Raw genomic sequence first — 18095 nt, 5'->3', positions numbered from 1 at the left:
CACTGAGACCCGAATGACACAATGTCCGGTATGGGAATGTCCGGTACGGAGGTGCGCATCCGGAACAACGTCGTGGTCACCGGGCGGCCCGGCGCGCCGGTGATGATGCTGGCCCACGGGTTCGGCTGCGACCAGAACCTCTGGCGGTTGGTGGCGCCCGCGCTGGGCGAGGAGTTCGAGGTCGTCCTGTTCGACTACGTCGGCTCCGGGCGTTCGGACGTGTCGGCGTGGCGGGAGGAGCGCTACGCGTCGCTGGACGGCTACGCCGACGACGTGCTGGACATCTGCCGCGAGCTGGACCTGCGGGACGTGGTATTCGTCGGCCACTCGGTCAGCGCCATGGTCGGCGTGCTGGCGGCGGCGCGCGAGCCCCGCCGGTTCGGCAAGCTGGTCCTGCTCGTCCCCTCGCCGTGCTACATCGACGAGGGCGATTACCGGGGCGGCTTCAGCGCCGCCGACATCCACGAGTTGCTCGACTCCCTGGAGTCCAACTATCTGGGCTGGTCCGCCACCATGGCGCCGATCATCATGGGCAACCCGGACCGGCCCGAGCTGGGCGAGGAGCTGACCAACAGCTTCTGCCGCACCGACCCGGCGATCGCCCGGGTGTTCGCCCGCACCACGTTCCTGTCCGACAACCGCGAGGATCTCGCGTCGGTGCGGCTGCCGACGCTGATCCTGGAGTGCAGGCAGGACGTGATCGCGCCACCCGAGGTGGGCGCGTACGTGCACACCGCGATCCCCGGCAGCCGGATCGTCACCCTGGACGCGGTCGGCCACTGCCCGCAGCTGAGCGCCCCCGAGATCACCGCCGCGGCCATCGCCTCCTTCGCCCGCGACCGGCGATGAACGACCGGCCCTACCCCGGCGCCGAGCCCGAGCCCGGGCAGGACGGCCTGCTGGAGGACAGCGCCGAGGACCTCTACGAGAACGCCCCCTGCGGCTATCTGTCCACACTCCTGGACGGCACGATCGTCAAGATCAACAAGACGCTGCTGAGCTGGCTCGGCCACAGCCGCGACGAGGTCGTCGGCCGGATGCGCCTGCCCGACCTGCTCACCGTGGGCGGCAAGCTCTACCACGAGACCCACATCGCGCCGCTGCTGCGCATGCAGGGCGAGATCAGCGGGATCGCGCTCGAGGTGCGGACCGCCAACGGCGCCCGGCTGCCCGTGCTGGTCACGTCCGTGGTGAAGACCGCGGGCGACGGCCGACAGCTGATCATCCGCACCACGGTCTTCGACGCCCGTGACCGCCGGGCGTACGAGAGTGAGCTGCTGCGCGCCCGCCACGAGGCGGAGGAGGCGTGGCGGATCGCCGAGCGCGACCGCGAACGGCTCAAGAGCGTGCTGGGCACGCTGCAGCGCAGCCTGCTTCCGCCCTCCCTGCCCGAGGTCCCCGGCCTGGAGGCCGTCGCCGCCTACCACGCGGCCTCTCAGGACGACCTGAGCGGCGACTTCTACGACCTGTTCCCGCTGGGCGGCGGGCGCTGGTGCTTCTTCCTCGGCGACGTGTGCGGCAAGGGGCCGGAGGCCGCGGCGGTGACCTCGCTGACCCGTTCGACGCTGCGGGCCGCCGCCCTGCACGACCCGGAGCCGATCAGCATGCTCGGCACGCTCAACACCGCCCTGCAGGAGCGTTACACCGGCGACAGCTCGCGCTACTGCACGGTCGTCGTCGGCATCCTCGCCGCCGATCGTGACGGCTTCTCCGTCACCCTGGCCAGCGGCGGCCATCCCCCGGCGCTGCTGCTGCGCGCCGGCGGCCGGGCCGGCTACCTGCCCACCACCGGCGGCATGCCCGTCGGGCTGCTGCCGTCGCCGTCGTTCGTGGTCGTCGAGGCCCGGCTGGGGCCCGGCGACACCCTCCTGCTCTACACCGACGGGATCACCGAGGCCCGGACCTACACCGGCGACGGGCGCTACGGCGACGAGGCCCTGCTGGCCTTCGCCGAGCGGGTGGCCCCCGCCTCGGCCGCCGCCACGATCGAGGCCGCCACCCGCCTGATCGAGAGCTTCGGCGCGGGCCTCGACGACGACACCGCCCTGCTGGCGCTCGGCGTCCCACCCGCCTGAGCCCGTTCCCATGAGGCCCCGGCCTCGCCGTCCTGAGGAGTGCGTATGACCACGGCATCCGGCGCCGACGTGGAACCGTCGAGCCACGACCCCAACATGCTGGACTACAACGCCTGGCTGTTCTGGCGGGAGGCGACCGAGGAGAGGCGCGGGGCCCAGCTCGACCGGCAGGCGGCCCTCGCCGAGCTGTCGGGCGGCTCGATCGGCGCGCGGGTCTTCATCTCCGAGCTGGCCATGGTGCAGCCGACCCGCCTGCGGATGGGCGACGACTCCTACATCGCGGCGCACGCCTACGTCACGGGCGACTTCCACGCGGGCGACGACTGCAGCGTGAACGCCTTCGCCGTGGTGCGCGGCTCGGTGACCATGGGCGACGGCGTCCGCGTCGGGGCGCACACGTCGATTCTCGGCTTCAACCATTCGATGGAGCCGGACCGGCCCGTCCACCGCCAGCCGCTCACCGAGCGCGGCATCACCATCGGCGACGACGTCTGGATCGGCTCGAACGTGGTGATCGTGGACGGCGTCACGGTGGGCTCCCACGCGGTGATCGGCGCGGGATCGGTGGTGACCAGGGACGTGCCCGCCTGGGCGGTGGTGGCCGGCAACCCGGCCCGCTTCGTCCGCGACCGCCGCCACGCCTCCCGCCGGGCGGGCGCCGCGCACGCGCTGGCCGGGCTGGCGGCCAGGGCCAGGGAGCAGGCGGCCACAATCATCGAGCGGAGCTGGGAGCCGGACGCGACCGCCGCCGACGGGACGCGTACCGGCCGGTACGTGAACGCCCCCGGCGATCCCGCCACCCTGCGGGCGCACGCCGACGCCGTGGAGCTGTCGTACCTGCTGTCGGACGCTCCCCCGGGACAGCTGCCGAAGTCCGGGCACGTCCGCAGGCTCCGGCAGAACCAGGACCCGGTGACCGGCCTGACCCCGCCGCTGGACGCCTCCGGCTCGCACGGCCCGCCACCCGCCGGGTTCGAGGACGGGACGGCGCATTATCACGTGCTCAGCCTCGGCTATGCCCTCGACCTGCTCGGCTCCCGCTTCGAGCATCCGGTCGGCGCGGTCGGGCGGATGTCGCCGGCCGAGCTCACCGCCGTGCTCGACGGGCTGCCGTGGCGGGGCGGCGGTTGGGCGGCGGGGGCGGCCGTGGACACCCTGGGCACCGCCCTGATGTGGAACCTCCGTCACTTCCCCACCCTCGGCTCGCGCACCGCCCTCGACGCCCTCTTCGGCCGGCTGCTGATGCGCTGCCACCGGGACAGCGGCCTGTGGTCCCCCTCGCGCGCCGCCGACGGGCTGCTGCAGGCGGTCAACGGCTACTACCGGGCGGTACGGGGCTCGTTCGCGCAGTTCGGGCTGCCGGTGCCGTATCCGGAGCGGGTCATCGACACGGTGCTGGCGCACGCCGCCGACGAGCGGCACTTCGGGCCCGGCCGCACCACCGCGTGCAACGTCCTGGACGTGGCGCACCCGCTCTGGCTGGCCCGGCGGCAGAGCGCGCACCGGGCGAAGGAGGTGACCGCCTGGGCTTCGGGGCAGGTGGAGGCGATCACCGAGCAGTGGGTCGACGGTCAGGGATTCCCGTTCGCGCATCCGCCGCTGAGCGGTCCCCGGCATCGCGACCACCGGCCGGGTCTGCAAGGCACCGAGATGTGGCTGGCGACCCTGTGGTACGTCGCCGACCTGCTCGGCGTCGCCGAATCGCTCGGCTACCGGCCGCGTGGCGTCCACCGGCCCGAACCCGCGCTCGACGGGAACGACGAGCCCGCGGTCACTCCTGGCCGGTGAGCCGGGCCCGGACCTCCTTGAGCTCGGCGCGGAGCACACGGAGCTCACTCTCGAGCTCGAGAATGCGGCGGATGGCGACGAGCGTCATGCCCTCGTCCGCCATCCGCGTGACGTGCCGGACGGCCAGGACGTCCTGGCGCGAGTAGCGGCGCTGGCCGCCGGCCGACCGGCTGGGGCTGATGACGTCGTGCTGGTCCAGGCGCCGCAGGAAGGCCTGCCGCACCTGAAGCATCTCGGCCACCTGCCCCAGGGAGTAGAGCGGCGCGCGCTCGTCGTCGAAGGGCAGCTCGGACATCGTGACCTCCTCGGGTCCGGGGGCGGGAACCGGGGCGCCCGCCCTCGGAGCCCGGGTCAGGCCTTGATGGCCTTGCTACTGGTGGTGCCGACGTCGCCGGTGGTGCCGGCGCGCTGGATCTCGACCTTGCGCGGCTTGGCGCGCTCCGTGACGGGGATCCGCACGGTCAGCACGCCGTCGGCGTAGCCCGCGTCGATCCTGTCGCTGTCGAGGTGCTCCGACAGGTAGACGCGCCTGGTGAAGGTGCCCATCGGGCGCTCGCGGACGAACAGCCGCTCGTCCTCGCCGATCTCCTCCTCGCGCGTGGCGCTGACGCTGAGGACGCCGCGGTCGACCGTCACCTCGACGGAGGCGGGGTTCACGCCCGGAAGGTCGAAACGCAGGACCACGTCGTCGTCGCGGCGCAGCCCGTCCATCGGCATGACGGCCGCGGCGGTGTCGAAGGACTGACGGGCCAGCTGGCTGAACTGGCGCTCGAACTCCTGCAGGAACGGGTCGATCGACGTGAGAAGCATGGTTCGTACCCCCTAGCTGAGCTTCTCTGGTGAGAGCTAACCTCTAACTTCATTTGTAGGTTAGCTCTCAGCCGATGTCAAGAGAAGGCGGCGGGTGAAATTTTCGGCGGGCTGCCGACAGCTATCGGAGCGGTATCTGTTAGGTTCACGCCGAGCCTGACGCCGCACGCCGGACCGGAGGACCCCCCATGACCGTTCCAGAACCGACCAGCGCGCACGCGGCCTGGCTGCCCGCCGAGGCGTTCCGGCCGATCGGCGCCCGGCGCACCCTCGTGCTCGGCGACGGCCTCCTCGTCGAGACCGCCCGCGACGAGGTCGCGCACGCCTGCGCGCGTTTCGGCGGCAGCCTCCTGCGGCGGGCCGACGACCGGGCGAGCGGACAGGCGAGCGACCGGGCGAGCGGCCGCACGGGCGACCAGGCGGGCGGACAGGCCGATCTCGTGCTCGCGCTCGCCACCGAGGCGCACCTGCCGGCCGCCGCCCAGGCCGTACGGGAGGAGTCCGGGCAGGACGAGCGGCCGATCGGGGCCGAGGGGTTCCTGCTCGCCCGGCGGGGCGAGGTCACGGTGGTGCTCGCCGGTGGGCCCGCCGGGCTGCTGTACGGGCTCTTCCACGTGGTCCGGCTGGGCGAGGCGGCGTTCGGCGGCCCCCGGCCCGTCGAACGGCACCGGCCAGCGCTCCGGCGGCGCATGCTCGACCACTGGGACAACATCGACACACACCCGGTCATGGGGCAGGTCGAGCGCGGATACGCGGGCGGGTCCGTCTTCTGGCAGGACGGCGGCCCGCGCGGCGACCTGACCCGGGTCCGCGCCTACGCCCGGCTGCTGGCCGCCGCCGGGGTGAACGCGATCACCGTGAACAACGTCAACGTGCACGCCACCGAGGCGCACCTGCTGACCGACCGGCTCGGCGACGTCGCCGCGATCGCCGCCGAGCTGCGCCCGTACGGGATCCGTACCCATCTGTCGGTGAACTTCGCCGCGCCCATCGTGCTCGGCGCGCTGGCATGCGCCGACCCGCTCGACGAGGACGTGCGCGCCTGGTGGGCCGCGGCCACCGCGCGGGTGTACGACGCGATCCCGGACTTCGGCGGTTACGTGGTCAAGGCGGACTCCGAGGGGCAACCAGGGCCGTTCGCGTACGGGCGCAGCCACGCGGAGGGTGCCAACCTGCTGGCCGACGCGCTGGCCCCGTTCGGCGGGGTGGTGCACTGGCGCGCCTTCGTCTACGACCATCGGCAGGACTGGCGCGACCGCTCCACCGACCGGGCCCGCGCCGCCTACGACCACTTCGCCCCGCTGGACGGGCAGTTCAGGGCGAACGCGATCCTGCAGGTCAAGCACGGGCCGATGGACTTCCAGGTGCGCGAGCCGGTGTCGCCGGTGATCGCCGCCATGCCGCGCACCCGCGTGGCGGTGGAGCTGCAGGTGACGCAGGAGTACACCGGCCAGCAGCGGCACGTGTGTTACCTGCCCCCGATGTGGCGCGAGGTGCTCGACTTCGAGCCGCGCGGGCCGGAGGGCCCGGCCGTGGCCGGGCTGGCGGACGAGCTGGTCGCCGTCTCCAACGTGGGCGACGACTTCTACTGGACCGGCCACCCGCTCGCGCAGGCCAACCTGTACGCCTTCGGCCGGCTGGCCTGGGATCCCCGGCTCGACCCGGCCGCCCTGCTCGACGAGTGGATCGACCTCACCTTCACGCCCGCGGCGGCCGGCGATCCGGAGCGGCTGCGCGGCACGCTGCACGCCATGATGGACGGCTCCTGGCTCACCTACGAGCGGTACACCGCGCCGCTGGGCGTCGGGTTCATGGTCCGCCCCGGGCACCACTACGGCCCCGACGTGGACGGCTACGAGTACACGCCGTGGGGCACGTACCACTTCGCCGACCGCGACGGCGTCGGCGTGGACCGGACGCGCGCCACCGGCACCGGCTTCACCGGCCAGTACCCGGAGCCGTGGTCACGGGTGTACGAGTCGGCAGAGGAGTGCCCGGACGAGCTGCTGCTGTTCTTCCACCACGTCCCGTACCAGCACGTGCTGCGCGGCGGGACGAGCGTCATCCAGCACATCTACGACACCCACTTCGCCGGCGCCGACCAGGCGGCCGAGACACGGCTGCTGTGGCAGAAGCTCACCGATCTGGTGGACCCGGAGCTGCACGCCCGGGTCGCGGAGCTGCTGGACGAGCAGCTCCGCTCCGCCGAGGAGTGGCGCGACCAGATCAACACCTACTTCTCGCGCAAGTCGGGGGTGCCCGACGCGCACGGCCGGCGTATCTACTGAGGCACGTATCCACTGCGGCACTACTGTCCGCTGCGGCACTACTGTGGCTCTACTTCGGCTCTACTGCGGTGCGACGAACCGCTCCTTGATCTCGGCGATCATCGGGCGGCTGTTGCGCAGCAGCCCCGCCGCGAACGCGAACGCGACCAGCGCCAGCGCCGCCTCGGTGGCCACCAGCGTGACGCCGCCCGCCACGATCACCAGGCACGCGTTGCCCAGGGTCGCCATGGGGAAGCGGGCCAGCGAGTACGCGGCCAGCCGGGCGACGTCCACCGCCCGGAACCGGAACAGCGACGCGATCACCACCGCGTTGGCGACCCAGAGGAGGGCCACCACCGCGACGGCGACCAGCAACCCCGCCCACCAGCCGGGCACCCCGGCGGCGGACAGGTTCGCGAGGTTGATCCCGACGACGGTCAGCCCGGCCAGCCACGGCGCCCAGATCATCAGCACGTCGCGGACGTTGGCCCGGTAGCCACGCCAGAACGCGGCCGCCGGCGACAGGTCCGCCAGGTCCAGGCGGCGGTGGTGCAGCGCGTACAGCGCGGCCGACAACGCCGGGCCGACCGGCAGCGCGCACACCGCGGCCAGCGGCAGGTTGCCGGCGTCGCGTTCCAGCAGGACGAGCGCCACCAGGCCGGGCACGGCGGTGACCAGGAACAGCAGCTCGACGATCAGCAGCGTGTAGATCAGGGCGGCGGCGCGCGACAGCGGGCCTTCGGTGAACCGCCGCCCGGCGGTCATGTCGCTCATCAGCGGGCTCCCAGCCGCGGACCGGTCAGCCGTGCTCCTTCTTGAACCGCTCGTACGCGCCGTTGACCAGGTTCAGGTAGGAGGCGCTGTTCTTGCTCTCCAGTTCCTTGACGTAGGCGTCCCACTCGCTCAGGTCGCGCTCGCCGAGGATGAACTTGAGCGTGTTCTGGGTGACGTGGTCCTTCAGAGGCGTCTCCCAGAGCGACGACTGCTCGCGCTCGGCGTCCGTGAAGGGGTGCGCCGGCTCCACCGGCCAGGGCTTCCTGGCGTTCATCACGTTCTGGAACTCCAGCTCCTCCTCCGAGAAGGTGGACTGCAGCAGCTTGGTGGCGCCGCCGTAGGCGAACACGCCGTTGGAGAAGCCGAAGTCCTTCTGCAGGTGCTTGGGCGCCCCGGCGTTGAGCCCGAGGAAGTCGATGTCGTCGGCCAGCTTGTAGGCGCCGGAGGAGTCCTTGGTGAACGTCGTGCCCTCGACGCCCCACTTGGCGAACTCCTGGCCCTGATCGGAGTACCACAGCCAGTCGATGAACTGCATCATGGCGACGAAGTTCTCGTTCTCCAGCGCCTTCTTGGAGATCATGACGCCGTTCTCCAGCCTGGTGCCGATCTTGAAGTCGCCGACCGGGCCCATCGGCACCGGGATTTTGACGATCTTCGCGCCTTCGACGGTCTTGGTCAGCGTCGTCCGGTAGTCGTTGATGATCGCCTGCGCGTTGGCGCTGATGACGAAGGACTTGCCGGAGTTGAACTTCTGCTTGGCCTGCTCGTCCTGCTGCGTGAAGCTCTCCGGGTCGAGCAGCTTCTCCTTCACCAGCTTCTGCAGATACTCGATCATCTGCTTGTACTGCGGCATGGCGCCGGTGTAGGCGAACTTGCCGGTGGCCGCGTCCCAGGTCGCGTGCTGATAATCCCAGCCGCCCCTGCTGCCGTAGGCCTGGGCGACGAGCTTGAGCAGGTTGCCGCCGGGGGTGGGGACGCCCCACCGGTCGGTCATCGGGTAGCGGTCGGGATACTCCGCCTTCATCGCCTTGAGCACGGTGTAAAGCTCGTCCCAGGTGGTCGGGACCTCCAGGCCGAGCTTCTCCAGGATGTCGGTCCTGATGGCCAGGGAGTAGTCGACCCAGGCGCTCTCGTGAATGCCGGGCAGCAGGTAGAAGCGGCCGTCGGCCTGCCGGAGCGTGTTCAGCTCCGGCTCCATCCCCCACTTGGCGATCTTGTCCTTGAAGTTCGGCATCAGGTCGAGGTAGTCGCTGACCGGCAGGATGGCGCCGGAGGACACGAACGCCTCCTCCTGCGGGTGGTACGTCTTCGGGATGATGAGCGGGGCCTGACCGGACCCCACCAGCAGGCCGCGCTTCTTCTCGTAGTCGCTGAGCGGCACCGTCACCGGCTTGATCGTCACGTTGGTCCGCTTGGTGAGTTCCTGCCAGAACAGCCAGTCGTCCTTGTGCGGGTAGAACGAGTGGTTGTTGTAGAGCGCGTCGAACGAGACCGGCGCGGTGGCCTTGAACTGCTGGTTGACGCCGTAGTCGGCCATCGCGCCCGCCTTGTTCGCGGACACGTCGGCGGCCTTCTTCGGGGCCTCGTCGCCGCCGCAGCCGGCGAGCACGAAGGTGAACGCGCCGAGTCCGATGATCGCCTGACGCCGTGAGAGTTCACGCATGGGGGGATTCCTTTGCCGTGGTCAGGGGGTTGTTGAGGCGTGGGGCGGGCCTAGCCCTTGACCGCCCCGAGCATGACTCCGGAGACGAAGTACCTCTGGACGAAGGGATAGACCGCCAGGATGGGCAGGACGGTGAGCATGATCGTCACCGACTGGATGTTGGCCGCGGCCTGCGTCACCTCCGAGGTCACGGCGCCGGCGGACTCGGCGCCGGTGGCTCCGGCGATGAGGTTGCGCAGGTAGATGGTCACCGGGAACAGGTCCGTCTCGTGCAGGTAGAGGAACGCGGTGAACCATGAGTTCCAGAACGAGACCGCGTAGAACAGCACCATCGTGGCGATGACCGCCTTCGACAGCGGCAGCACGATGCGCCACAGGATGCCGTAGGTGTTGAGGCCGTCGATGGCGGCGGCCTCCTCCAGATCGGTCGGCAGGTTCTCGAAGAACGCCTTCATGACGAGGAGGTTGAAGACGCTGATCGCGTTGGGCAGGACGATGGCCCAGATGGAGTTCGTCAGCCCCATGCCGTTGATCAGCACATAGTTGGGGATCAGGCCGCCGGTGAAGATCATGGTGAAGACGGCCACCCAGATCAGGAACGTACGGCCCTTCAGGTGCTTCTTGGACAGCACGTACGCGTAACAGGTCGTCAGCAGCATCGCGATGGCCGTGGCGACGACCGTGTACACCACGGTGTTGCGATAGTTGGTCCAGAACATCGGGTCCGAGACCACGATGTTGTAGGTCGTGAGGTTGAACCCGCGCGGGATGAGGTTGACCTGCCCGGTGACGATGTAGCGCTCTTCGCTGAACGAGCGGGCGATGATGTTCACGAAGGGGTAGAGCGTCACGATCACGACGCCGGTGAGGATCACCGCGTTGATTCCCTGGAACACCCGGTAGCCCCGGCTCCGGTTGAGCGTCACCACAGGCTCGTCCCTACTGTGCGGCGGGAGATCAGGTTCGCCGAACCGATCAACACCACCCCGATCAGGGCCTCGAACAGGCCGATCGCGGCGGCGTAGCTCATGTTGCTGGACTCCACGCCCATGCGGTACAGGTACGTCGAGATCACGTCGGCGGTCGGATAGGTCAGCGGGTTGTACAGCAGCAGGACCTTCTCGAAGCCCACGGCCATGAAGGTGCCGATGTTGAGGATCAGCAGCGTGATCGCCGTCGGCCGGATGCCCGGCAGGGTGACGTGCCAGATCTGCCGCCACCGGTTGGCGCCGTCGATCCGGGCCGCCTCGTACAACTGGTCGTCGATCGTGGTCAGCGCGGCGAGGTAGAGGATGGTGCCCCAGCCGACCGTCTGCCACATCTCGGACGAGACGAAGATCGTCCGGAACCACTCGGGCTTCTGCAGGAAGGGGGTCGGCTCCTGGCCGACCAGCTTCAGCATCTGGTTGATCGGGCCGTCGATGGCCGTCATCTGCATGACGATGCCGGCCACGATGACGATGGACAGGAAGTGCGGCAGGTAGGACACCGACTGCAGGAACCGCTTCAGCTTCCGCGTGCGGATCTCGTTGAGCAGCAGCGCCAGCACGATCGGCAGCGGGAAGCAGAACAGCAGCGTCAGCCCGCCGAGGGTGAGCGTGTTGGTGAAGACGGTCCAGAACGTGGGGTCGTCGAGGAACATGCGCACGTAGCGCAGCCCCACCCACTCCTCGCCGAAGATGCTGCCGCCCGGCTCGAACTTCCGGAAGGCGATGACGTTGCCGATCATCGGCAGGTACCGGAAGATCAGGAAGAACAGCAGGGGCAGGAGCGCCAGCGAGTACAGCTGCCAGTCACGGCGCAGCGCCTGCCGCCAGGTGCGGCGGGGAGCCCGCGTGCCGGAGCGCGGGCGGGGGCGGGGAGGGGGCGGTGGTTCCCGGGTGCCCTGACTGATCGTCTCGGTGGTGCTCATGTGTGCTCCCACGTGATGGGGTCGACGCTCACCACCGGCAGGAGTCGCCGCTGGTGACCGATCTCGCGTTCCTCGCCCACCAGGCGGAGCGGCAGGACCGCCACCGGCTCCGCGCTGGAGCGGGCCAAGCGCAGCTCGACGTCGCCGGGCTCGACCACGCGCCTGCCGTGCACGCCGGTGAACGAGGTGAGGTCGGCCGGGACGGTGAACGTCACCCGCGCGGCCGCACCCGCCTCCAGCGGGACGCGGGCGAAGCCGATCAGGCGGACCACCGGCCGCGTGACCTGCGCGACGGGGTCGTGCAGGTAGAGCTGGACGACCTCGACACCGGCCCGCGGGCCGGTGTTGCGCACGGTGACGGCGACGGCCGTCTCGCCGTCCACGGGCCAGTCGGCGCCGCCGAGCGCCTCGGCCCGCTCCCACGCGAAGGTCGTGTAGCTCAGGCCGTGCCCGAACGAGAACGCGGGCGTGGGGTCGACGGTCGACACCTGCGAGCGCCGGCCCAGGATCGGCGACAGGTAGGTGGCGGGTGCGCCGGCAGGGTCGCGCGGCACGCTGACCGGCAGCCGCCCGGACGGGTTGACCACGCCGGTGAGCACCTCGGCCAGCGCCTGGCCGCCCCGCTGGCCGGGGAAGAAGCCGTAGACGACGGCCGCGGCGGCGTCCGTCTCCGGCCCGAGCGCGTACGGCCGGCCGGCGAGCAGCACCAGGACCACCGGGGTGCCGGTGGCGAGCACGGCCCGCACGAGCTCGGCCTGCACGCCGGGCAGGCGCAGGTCGGTGGCGTCGCAGCCCTCGCCGGACGTGCCGCGCCCGAACAGGCCCGCCCGGTCGCCGACGGCGAGCACGCATACGTCGCTCGCCGCGGCCGCGGCCACCGCCGCCTCGATGCCGGAGGTGTCGTCACCGCTGATGTCGCAGCCGGGAACGTAGGCCAGATCGGGGACGAACGTGGCGAGCGCCTCGCGCAGCGACGGGATCTCCACCCCGAGCCCGTGCTCGGGGTGCGGGCCGACGTGCAGGGGGAAGGCGTAGCAGCCGAGCATCGCCATCGGGTCGTCGGCGACCGGGCCGACCAGGGCGATGCGCCTGCCTGGCCGCCGGCCGGGGGCGAGCGGCAGGACGCCGCCGGTGTCGCGGAGCAGGACCACGGCCTGCCGGGCCAGGCGCAGCGCGAGGTCCCGGGCGGTCTCGTCGTCGAGGCGGAGCCGGTCGACGTCGTCCGGCAGGGCCTGCCAGTCCTCGTCGAGCAGGCCGAGCTCGGCCTTCTGGGTCAGCACCCGGTGCAGGGCGCGGTCGATCAGCGCCTCGTCGACCGCGCCGGACTTGACCGCCTCGATGAGCGGCTCGCCGAACACGTCGATCATGGGCAGTTCGACGTCGATCCCGGCTCGCAGCGCGAGCCCCGCCGCGTGTCCCCCGTCGGCGGCCACGCCGTGCTGGGTCTGCAGGAACCGGACCGCGAAGTAGTCGGCGACGAGCGTGCCGGCGAACCCCCACTCCTCGCGCAGCAGCCCGGTGAGCAGACTCTCGCTGGCCGCCGACGGAACACCGTCGATCTCGACGTAGGAGTTCATGACCGAGCGGGCGCCGCCCAGGCGCAGCGCCATTTCGAAGGGCGGCAGGATGACGTCCGCGAGCTCGCGGGGGCCCATCGGCACCGGGGCGAAGTTGCGGCCGCCGGGCGAGGCTGAGTAGCCGGCGAAGTGCTTGAGCGTGGCCACGATGCCGGCCCGCTCGAGGCCGCGCACGTAGGCGGCGCCGACCGTGCCCACCAGGTACGGGTCCTCGCCGATCGTCTCCTCGGTGCGGCCCCAGCGGTAGTCGCGGGTGACGTCGAGGACGGGGGCCAGGCCCTGGTGCACGCCGGCGGCCCGCATCGAGGCGCCGATGTGGCCGGCCATCTCCTCGATCAGTTCGGGGTCGAAGGACGCCCCCCAGCTCAGCGGCGCCGGGTAGACGGTTGCCCCCCAGGCGGCGAATCCGGTCAGGCATTCCTCGTGCACCTGGGCGGGGATGGCGAACCGGCCGGCGGCGACGATCTCCGACTGGGACGTGGCCAGCCGGTGCGCGCCCGCGACGGGATCGATGGGCTTGGTGCCGAACGGGCGGGTCAGCTGGCCCAGCCCGTGCCGGATGACCGCGCGGTGATCCACCCCGGCCATGTCCGCCTGGAGCGGGGCGACGCCGCCCCCCGTGGCGTCGGCGCCGATCCACATCCCGACCAGCTGGTTGACCTTCTCCTCCAGCGTCATGAGCGGCACGAGCAGTTCGGCCCGCTCGGTGGGAGACAACCGGGGGTCCCGCCAGGGCGCGGTCCCGGCGCTTCTCGTGTCGATCGGTGCCTGGTCGCTCATGCCATCCTCTCGCCCCGGAGACGGCGTCACCCCGAAAGCGGACGCTGCCGAAAACTTTCGGTTTATCCGTTAATGTTTCCGAAACCTAAAGGGCACGGTTAGGTGTGTCAAGAGGGAGTCAACAGCGACATCGCCTGAAATGGACACGCTGCGGTAACGCCCTGTATCCGGCTTTGTTGCTGGAAAATTTTCCGACGCGGAGTCAGCCGGGATGGGGAGCGGTGCTGTGCCTGACGTTGAGGGTCGTGGCGAGCTCGATGCGGGTGCCGGCGGCGCGCGGATGGGTGAGGTTCTCGTGGACCAGGCGGATCGCCTCGTTGGCCATCTCGTCGAGCGGCTGGCGCACGGTGGTGAGAGGCGGCGTCATCATCTCGCACTGCGGCAGGTCGTCGAAACCGACGATGGACAGGTCGTCGGGGATGCGGACGCCCCGGTCGGCGGCGGCCTGATAGACGCCGGCGGCCATCAGGTCGGAGCCGGCGAAGATGGCGCTCGGCCGGTCGGCGCTGTCGAGCAGCTCGGCGCCGGCGGACTTGCCGCCGGAGACGCGGAAGTCGCCGTAGCGGGTCAGCCCGGGGTCGGGGGCGATGCCGAAGGTGCGGTGCGCGGCGAGGTATCCCTCGTAGCGGTCGAGCGTGCACTGGGTGTCGAGCGGGCCGCCGATGAAACCGATCCGCCGGTGCCCCAGCTCCAGCAGGTGGGTGGTGGCCATGACGCCGCCGGACCAGTTGGTCGCGCCGACGGCCGACAGCCGCGGGTCGCGCCCGCCGGCCGGGTCCAGGAGCACCAGCGGGACGTGCAGCAGGTTTCGGATCGCCTCGATCTCGTCATGGCCGGCCCTGGACAGCACCAGGACGATCCCGTCGGTGCCGCGCTTGCGCAGGATGCCCGTCCAGCGCCGCAGGTCGAAGTCGGACCGCTCGGACGAGGTCACCACGAGGGAGAATCCCCAGCGCGCCGCCGCCTGCTCCGCGCCCCGGACGAGGACCTGCGCCCAGGACGAGCCGAGGCCGTCGATGAGCAGGTCGACCATCCCGGTCCGGGAGGCGCTCGGCGGGCGGGCCGGCTCGTAGCCGTGGGTCCTGGCCGCCTCCAGCACCTTGTCGCGGGTGGCCGCGGAGACGTGCTTGCGGCCGCTCAGGACCTTCGAGACCGTGGGCACGGAGACGCCGGCCGTCGCCGCGATGTCGGCCAGCGTGGCTCGTTGCAACGGGACCCCCCTGATGCGCTCACGGACTGTTGACAGGCCCGCGAGGCGGAGCCTACCGTAACGCCACAGCAAGGTCACAAACTATTTTCCGATAACCCTGCCGATATTTTCTCGCCTCCTTTTCCGTTTCCAGCACTGCTGTTAGCGCTATCAGCCTTCAGGCTCGGGGAGCGTAAACGTGTCTCGCATGTCCGCATTCAGAAACCGGGTCGGCGGGCTGGCGCTCGGCGGCGACTACAACCCCGAGCAGTGGGACCCCGCCGTGTGGCGCGAGGACATGCGGCTCATGCGCGAGGCCGGGGTGAACGTGGTCTCGCTCGGCGTCTTCGCCTGGGCCTCACTCGAACCCGAGCCCGGCAGGTACGAGTTCGGCTGGCTCGACGAGGTCATGGACCTGCTGCACGACAACGGCATCAGCGTCAACCTGGCCACCCCCACGGCCGCACCGCCCGTCTGGCTGACCCACCTGCACCCCGAGGTCTTCCCGATCATGGCCGACGGAGAGCCGTTCGGCTTCGGCAACCGGTTGCATTACGATCCCTCCTCGCCGGTCTACCGCCGGTACGCGGCCGCCGTCACCACCAAGCTCGCCGAGCGCTACTCCTTCCACCCGGCGCTGGCGATGTGGCACATCAGCAACGAGTACGGCCCGACCGCCTACAACGAGGCCGCCTCGGCGAACTTCCGGCGCTGGCTCCAGCGCCGCTACGGCGACCTGGACACCCTCAACGAGGCCTGGACCACCCGTTTCTGGGGCCAGCTCTACACCGACTGGAACCAGATCGAGGCGCCCGGCATCCCCCGCACCTGGTCGAACCCGGCCCGCCGCCTCGACTTCAAGCGCTTCACCTCCGACGCCCTGCTGGAGTGCTACCTGGCCGAGCGGGACATCGTCCGCTCCTACCGGGACGACATCCCCGTCATGACCAACTTCATGCGCTTCTACCGCAACGCCGACTACTGGTCGTGGGCGCCGGAGCAGGACGCGGTCGCGCTCGACATCTATCCCGACCCGGCCGACCCGGACGCGCACGTCTCGGCGGCCTTCCAGTACGACCTGTTCCGCTCGCTCAAGGGCGGGCAGCCGTGGATGCTCATGGAGCAGGCGGCCAGCGCGGTCAGCCAGTGGAAGCTCAACGTCGTCAAGGAGCCGGGCCGGATGCGGCTGGGCTCGCTGCAGGCGCTGTCCCGCGCGGCCGACTCGGTGATGTTCTTCCAGTGGCGGGCCGGCCGGGGCGGGCACGAGCGCTTCCACTCGGCGATGCTCCCCCACTCCGGCCCCGGCTCCCGCACCTTCCGCGAGATCGTCGACCTGGGCCGGGAGGTGAAGCTCCTCTCCCCCGTGGCGGGCACCGGGATGCGCGCCGACATCGCCGTCCTGTTCGACTGGAACGGGTGGCGGGGGCTGGAGGAGACGTTCGGGCTGCCGCGCAACGACTTCGGCTACGTCGACACGGTCATGCGGCATTACACGCCGCTGTGGCGCGAGCACTACCCGGTCGACGTGGTGTCCTCCGGCAGCGACCTCACCCCGTACACGGTGCTGGTGGTGCCGAACGCGTACCTGATCGACGACGCGGGCGCGGCGGCGATCATCGCGTTCGCCCGGGGCGGCGGGACCGTCGTCATGTCGTTCTTCTCCGGCGTGGTGGACGAATGCAACCGGGTCCGTCCGGACGGCTACCCGGGCGCGTTCCGGCAGCTCATCGGCGCGAGGATCGACGAATACTGGCCGGCCAGGCCGGACGAGCACTTCACCGTCGAGTTCGCCGGCGGGCGCACCGCGCGGGCGAGCTGGTGGCGCGACGACCTCCACCTGGAGACCGGCAAGGCGCTGGCCACCTACACCGACGGCCTGCTGGCGGGCCGGGCCGCCGTCGTCGAGAACTCCTTCGGCGCCGGCCGGGTGGTCTACTTCGCCACGCTCCTGGAGGAGGCGGCCTTCGACGACGTCCTCCTCGACGAGGTACGGGCCGCCGGGGTGGGCAATCCGTTCGCCGGTGTCCCCTCGCACGTGGAGTGCACCGTACGAGGGGACGAGCGGCAGGAGTACGTCTTCCTCCTCAACCACAGCCCCGACCTGCCCGCCACCGTCCCGCTGTCCGGCGGCGGCACGGACCTGCTCACCGGATCCGCCGTCTCCGGGCAGATCACCCTCGCCCCGCTCGGCGCGGCGGTGGTCCGGCGCGGCTGAGCCGCCCTCTCCTACATGGCTCACCTGCGAAAGATGGGTGCTGGGCCCGATGGCGGAACCCACGGCCGGCGGCGAGGGTGGAGGCACGGCCCAGCAAGCAGGAAGGAGTGAAGATGGACGCGATCGCCCTCGGCGCGAGCCTGATCATGATCCTGCTCGCCACCGTCGTCATCAGAGCCGTCATCACGTTCGTACCCAGAGGACGGCGGCTCGTGGTGACCAGGCGCGGTCGCGCGGCCACGGTGAAGGGGCCCGGCCTCGCCGTCGTGCTGCCGGGGGTGGACAGCGCGGTGATGACCCCGCACGAACCCGACTACCTGGACATCCTCTGGCTCGCCGCCACCACGGCCGACGGGGTGGCGGTGAGCGTCAACGGCCTCGCGCTGGCGTCGGTGCGTGACCCGGTCGGCTACGCCCGGCATCACACCTCACCGGTCTCGGCGACCGTCACCGAGGCCGAGGAGGCGATCCGCCGCTACGTCTCCCGCCACGACCTGGCCGAGCTGGCCGACCCGTCGGACGACGACCTGCGTGAGCTGTCGGCCACGATCACCGAGCGCACCGGCGAGTGGGGCGTCGAGGTGGCGCTGATCGAGTTCTCCCGGATCGAGATCCGGCTCAAGGACGACCTGCTGAAGTGGGCGGACGGATTCGCCGTCCGGCGGGCGGCGGCGCTGTCCGCGCGGCCCGACGGGTCCGGCCCGGCCGCCCCGGACGGGGCGACCTCACCCGCCCTCCCGCACACCGACTCGCACACCGTGCCCGGCACCGTCTCGCACACCGTGCCCGGCACCGGGACGCTGCACCACCGCATGACCCGGGGCGGGCAGCGCCTGGCCGTGCTGGCACGCGGGGGCGAGCGCACGCTGTTCGTCTACGGCTCCGGCGCCGGGGACACGCCGCTGCAGACCATCGTGATGGAGCGGGACGAGTCCGACCACCTGGCCGAGCTGCTGCACAGCGGATCCGTCCCCGACCGGCTGGCCGCCCTGGAACGCCGCCTCGCCGACCTCGCCGCCCAGCCCCGCTGACCCTCGCCCCTGAG

14 protein-coding genes are annotated in these 18095 nt (G+C 71.0%); 6 read left to right on the top strand and 8 right to left on the bottom strand.

Annotated elements, in window-relative coordinates; all coding sequences use genetic code 11:
• Nucleotides 1-30: 30 nt before the first annotated feature.
• The 3 genes from ACIBQX_RS41935 to ACIBQX_RS41925 are packed head-to-tail and all read left to right on the top strand — an operon-like array spanning nucleotide 31 to nucleotide 3863.
• Nucleotides 31-849: an alpha/beta fold hydrolase gene (locus tag ACIBQX_RS41935; protein ID WP_397014760.1), complete on the top strand. Its 819-nt coding sequence runs from the start codon at nucleotides 31-33 to the stop codon at nucleotides 847-849.
• Nucleotides 846-2075, top strand: a complete 1230-nt coding sequence (locus tag ACIBQX_RS41930) for a PP2C family protein-serine/threonine phosphatase (protein WP_397014758.1) — start codon at nucleotides 846-848, stop codon at nucleotides 2073-2075. The genes ACIBQX_RS41935 and ACIBQX_RS41930 overlap by 4 nt, the downstream gene beginning before the upstream one ends.
• A gap of 45 nt (nucleotides 2076-2120) precedes the next feature.
• Nucleotides 2121-3863, top strand: a complete 1743-nt coding sequence (locus ACIBQX_RS41925) for an acyltransferase (protein ID WP_397014756.1) — start codon at nucleotides 2121-2123, stop codon at nucleotides 3861-3863.
• On the opposite strand, the gene ACIBQX_RS41920 is transcribed toward ACIBQX_RS41925, so the two are convergent.
• Together ACIBQX_RS41920 and ACIBQX_RS41915 are read right to left on the bottom strand one after the other, a co-directional pair.
• Entirely contained in the window at nucleotides 3847-4158 is a 312-nt protein-coding gene (locus ACIBQX_RS41920) for a MerR family transcriptional regulator (protein ID WP_397014754.1), read from the bottom strand. The genes ACIBQX_RS41925 and ACIBQX_RS41920 overlap by 17 nt on opposite strands.
• A 56-nt stretch (nucleotides 4159-4214) precedes the next feature.
• Nucleotides 4215-4673, bottom strand: a complete 459-nt coding sequence (locus tag ACIBQX_RS41915) for an Hsp20/alpha crystallin family protein (protein WP_397014752.1) — start codon at nucleotides 4671-4673, stop codon at nucleotides 4215-4217.
• A gap of 188 nt (nucleotides 4674-4861) precedes the next feature.
• Here ACIBQX_RS41915 and ACIBQX_RS41910 point away from each other — a divergent pair, with 188 nt between their 5' ends.
• Entirely contained in the window at nucleotides 4862-6961 is a 2100-nt protein-coding gene (locus ACIBQX_RS41910) for an alpha-glucuronidase (protein ID WP_397014750.1), read from the top strand.
• Between the two features lie 60 nt (nucleotides 6962-7021).
• Here ACIBQX_RS41910 and ACIBQX_RS41905 read toward each other — a convergent pair whose 3' ends face one another.
• From ACIBQX_RS41905 to ACIBQX_RS41880, 6 genes are all read right to left on the bottom strand, one after another.
• The gene (locus ACIBQX_RS41905; protein WP_397014748.1) at nucleotides 7022-7714 is read right to left on the bottom strand and encodes a hypothetical protein; all 693 of its coding nucleotides are present in this window, start codon (nucleotides 7712-7714) and stop codon (nucleotides 7022-7024) included.
• Between the two features lie 25 nt (nucleotides 7715-7739).
• Nucleotides 7740-9377, bottom strand: coding sequence for an extracellular solute-binding protein (locus ACIBQX_RS41900; RefSeq protein WP_397014746.1), 1638 nt, complete (start codon nucleotides 9375-9377; stop codon nucleotides 7740-7742).
• Between the two features lie 50 nt (nucleotides 9378-9427).
• Nucleotides 9428-10303, bottom strand: a complete 876-nt coding sequence (locus ACIBQX_RS41895) for a carbohydrate ABC transporter permease (protein WP_397014744.1) — start codon at nucleotides 10301-10303, stop codon at nucleotides 9428-9430.
• Complete coding sequence (locus ACIBQX_RS41890; RefSeq protein ID WP_397014742.1) at nucleotides 10300-11289, bottom strand: ABC transporter permease; 990 nt, start codon at nucleotides 11287-11289, stop codon at nucleotides 10300-10302. The genes ACIBQX_RS41895 and ACIBQX_RS41890 overlap by 4 nt, the downstream gene beginning before the upstream one ends.
• Nucleotides 11286-13646, bottom strand: a complete 2361-nt coding sequence (locus ACIBQX_RS41885) for a glycoside hydrolase family 3 N-terminal domain-containing protein (RefSeq protein ID WP_397014740.1) — start codon at nucleotides 13644-13646, stop codon at nucleotides 11286-11288. The genes ACIBQX_RS41890 and ACIBQX_RS41885 overlap by 4 nt, the downstream gene beginning before the upstream one ends.
• 202 nt (nucleotides 13647-13848) lie before the next feature.
• Nucleotides 13849-14856: a LacI family DNA-binding transcriptional regulator gene (locus tag ACIBQX_RS41880; protein ID WP_397014738.1), complete on the bottom strand. Its 1008-nt coding sequence runs from the start codon at nucleotides 14854-14856 to the stop codon at nucleotides 13849-13851.
• Between the two features lie 187 nt (nucleotides 14857-15043).
• Between ACIBQX_RS41880 and ACIBQX_RS41875 the strand changes: the two genes are divergently transcribed.
• Nucleotides 15044-17050: a beta-galactosidase gene (locus ACIBQX_RS41875; RefSeq protein WP_397014736.1), complete on the top strand. Its 2007-nt coding sequence runs from the start codon at nucleotides 15044-15046 to the stop codon at nucleotides 17048-17050.
• Between the two features lie 113 nt (nucleotides 17051-17163).
• On the top strand, nucleotides 17164-18081 hold the full coding sequence (locus ACIBQX_RS41870) for an SPFH domain-containing protein (RefSeq protein WP_397014734.1): 918 nt from the start codon (nucleotides 17164-17166) through the stop codon (nucleotides 18079-18081).
• The last annotated feature ends 14 nt before the right edge of the window (nucleotides 18082-18095 follow it).

Source organism: Nonomuraea sp. NPDC049714, assembly GCF_044465295.1.
GTDB lineage: Bacteria > Actinomycetota > Actinomycetes > Streptosporangiales > Streptosporangiaceae > Nonomuraea.
This window is presented reverse-complemented; position numbering and strand designations above follow the sequence as displayed.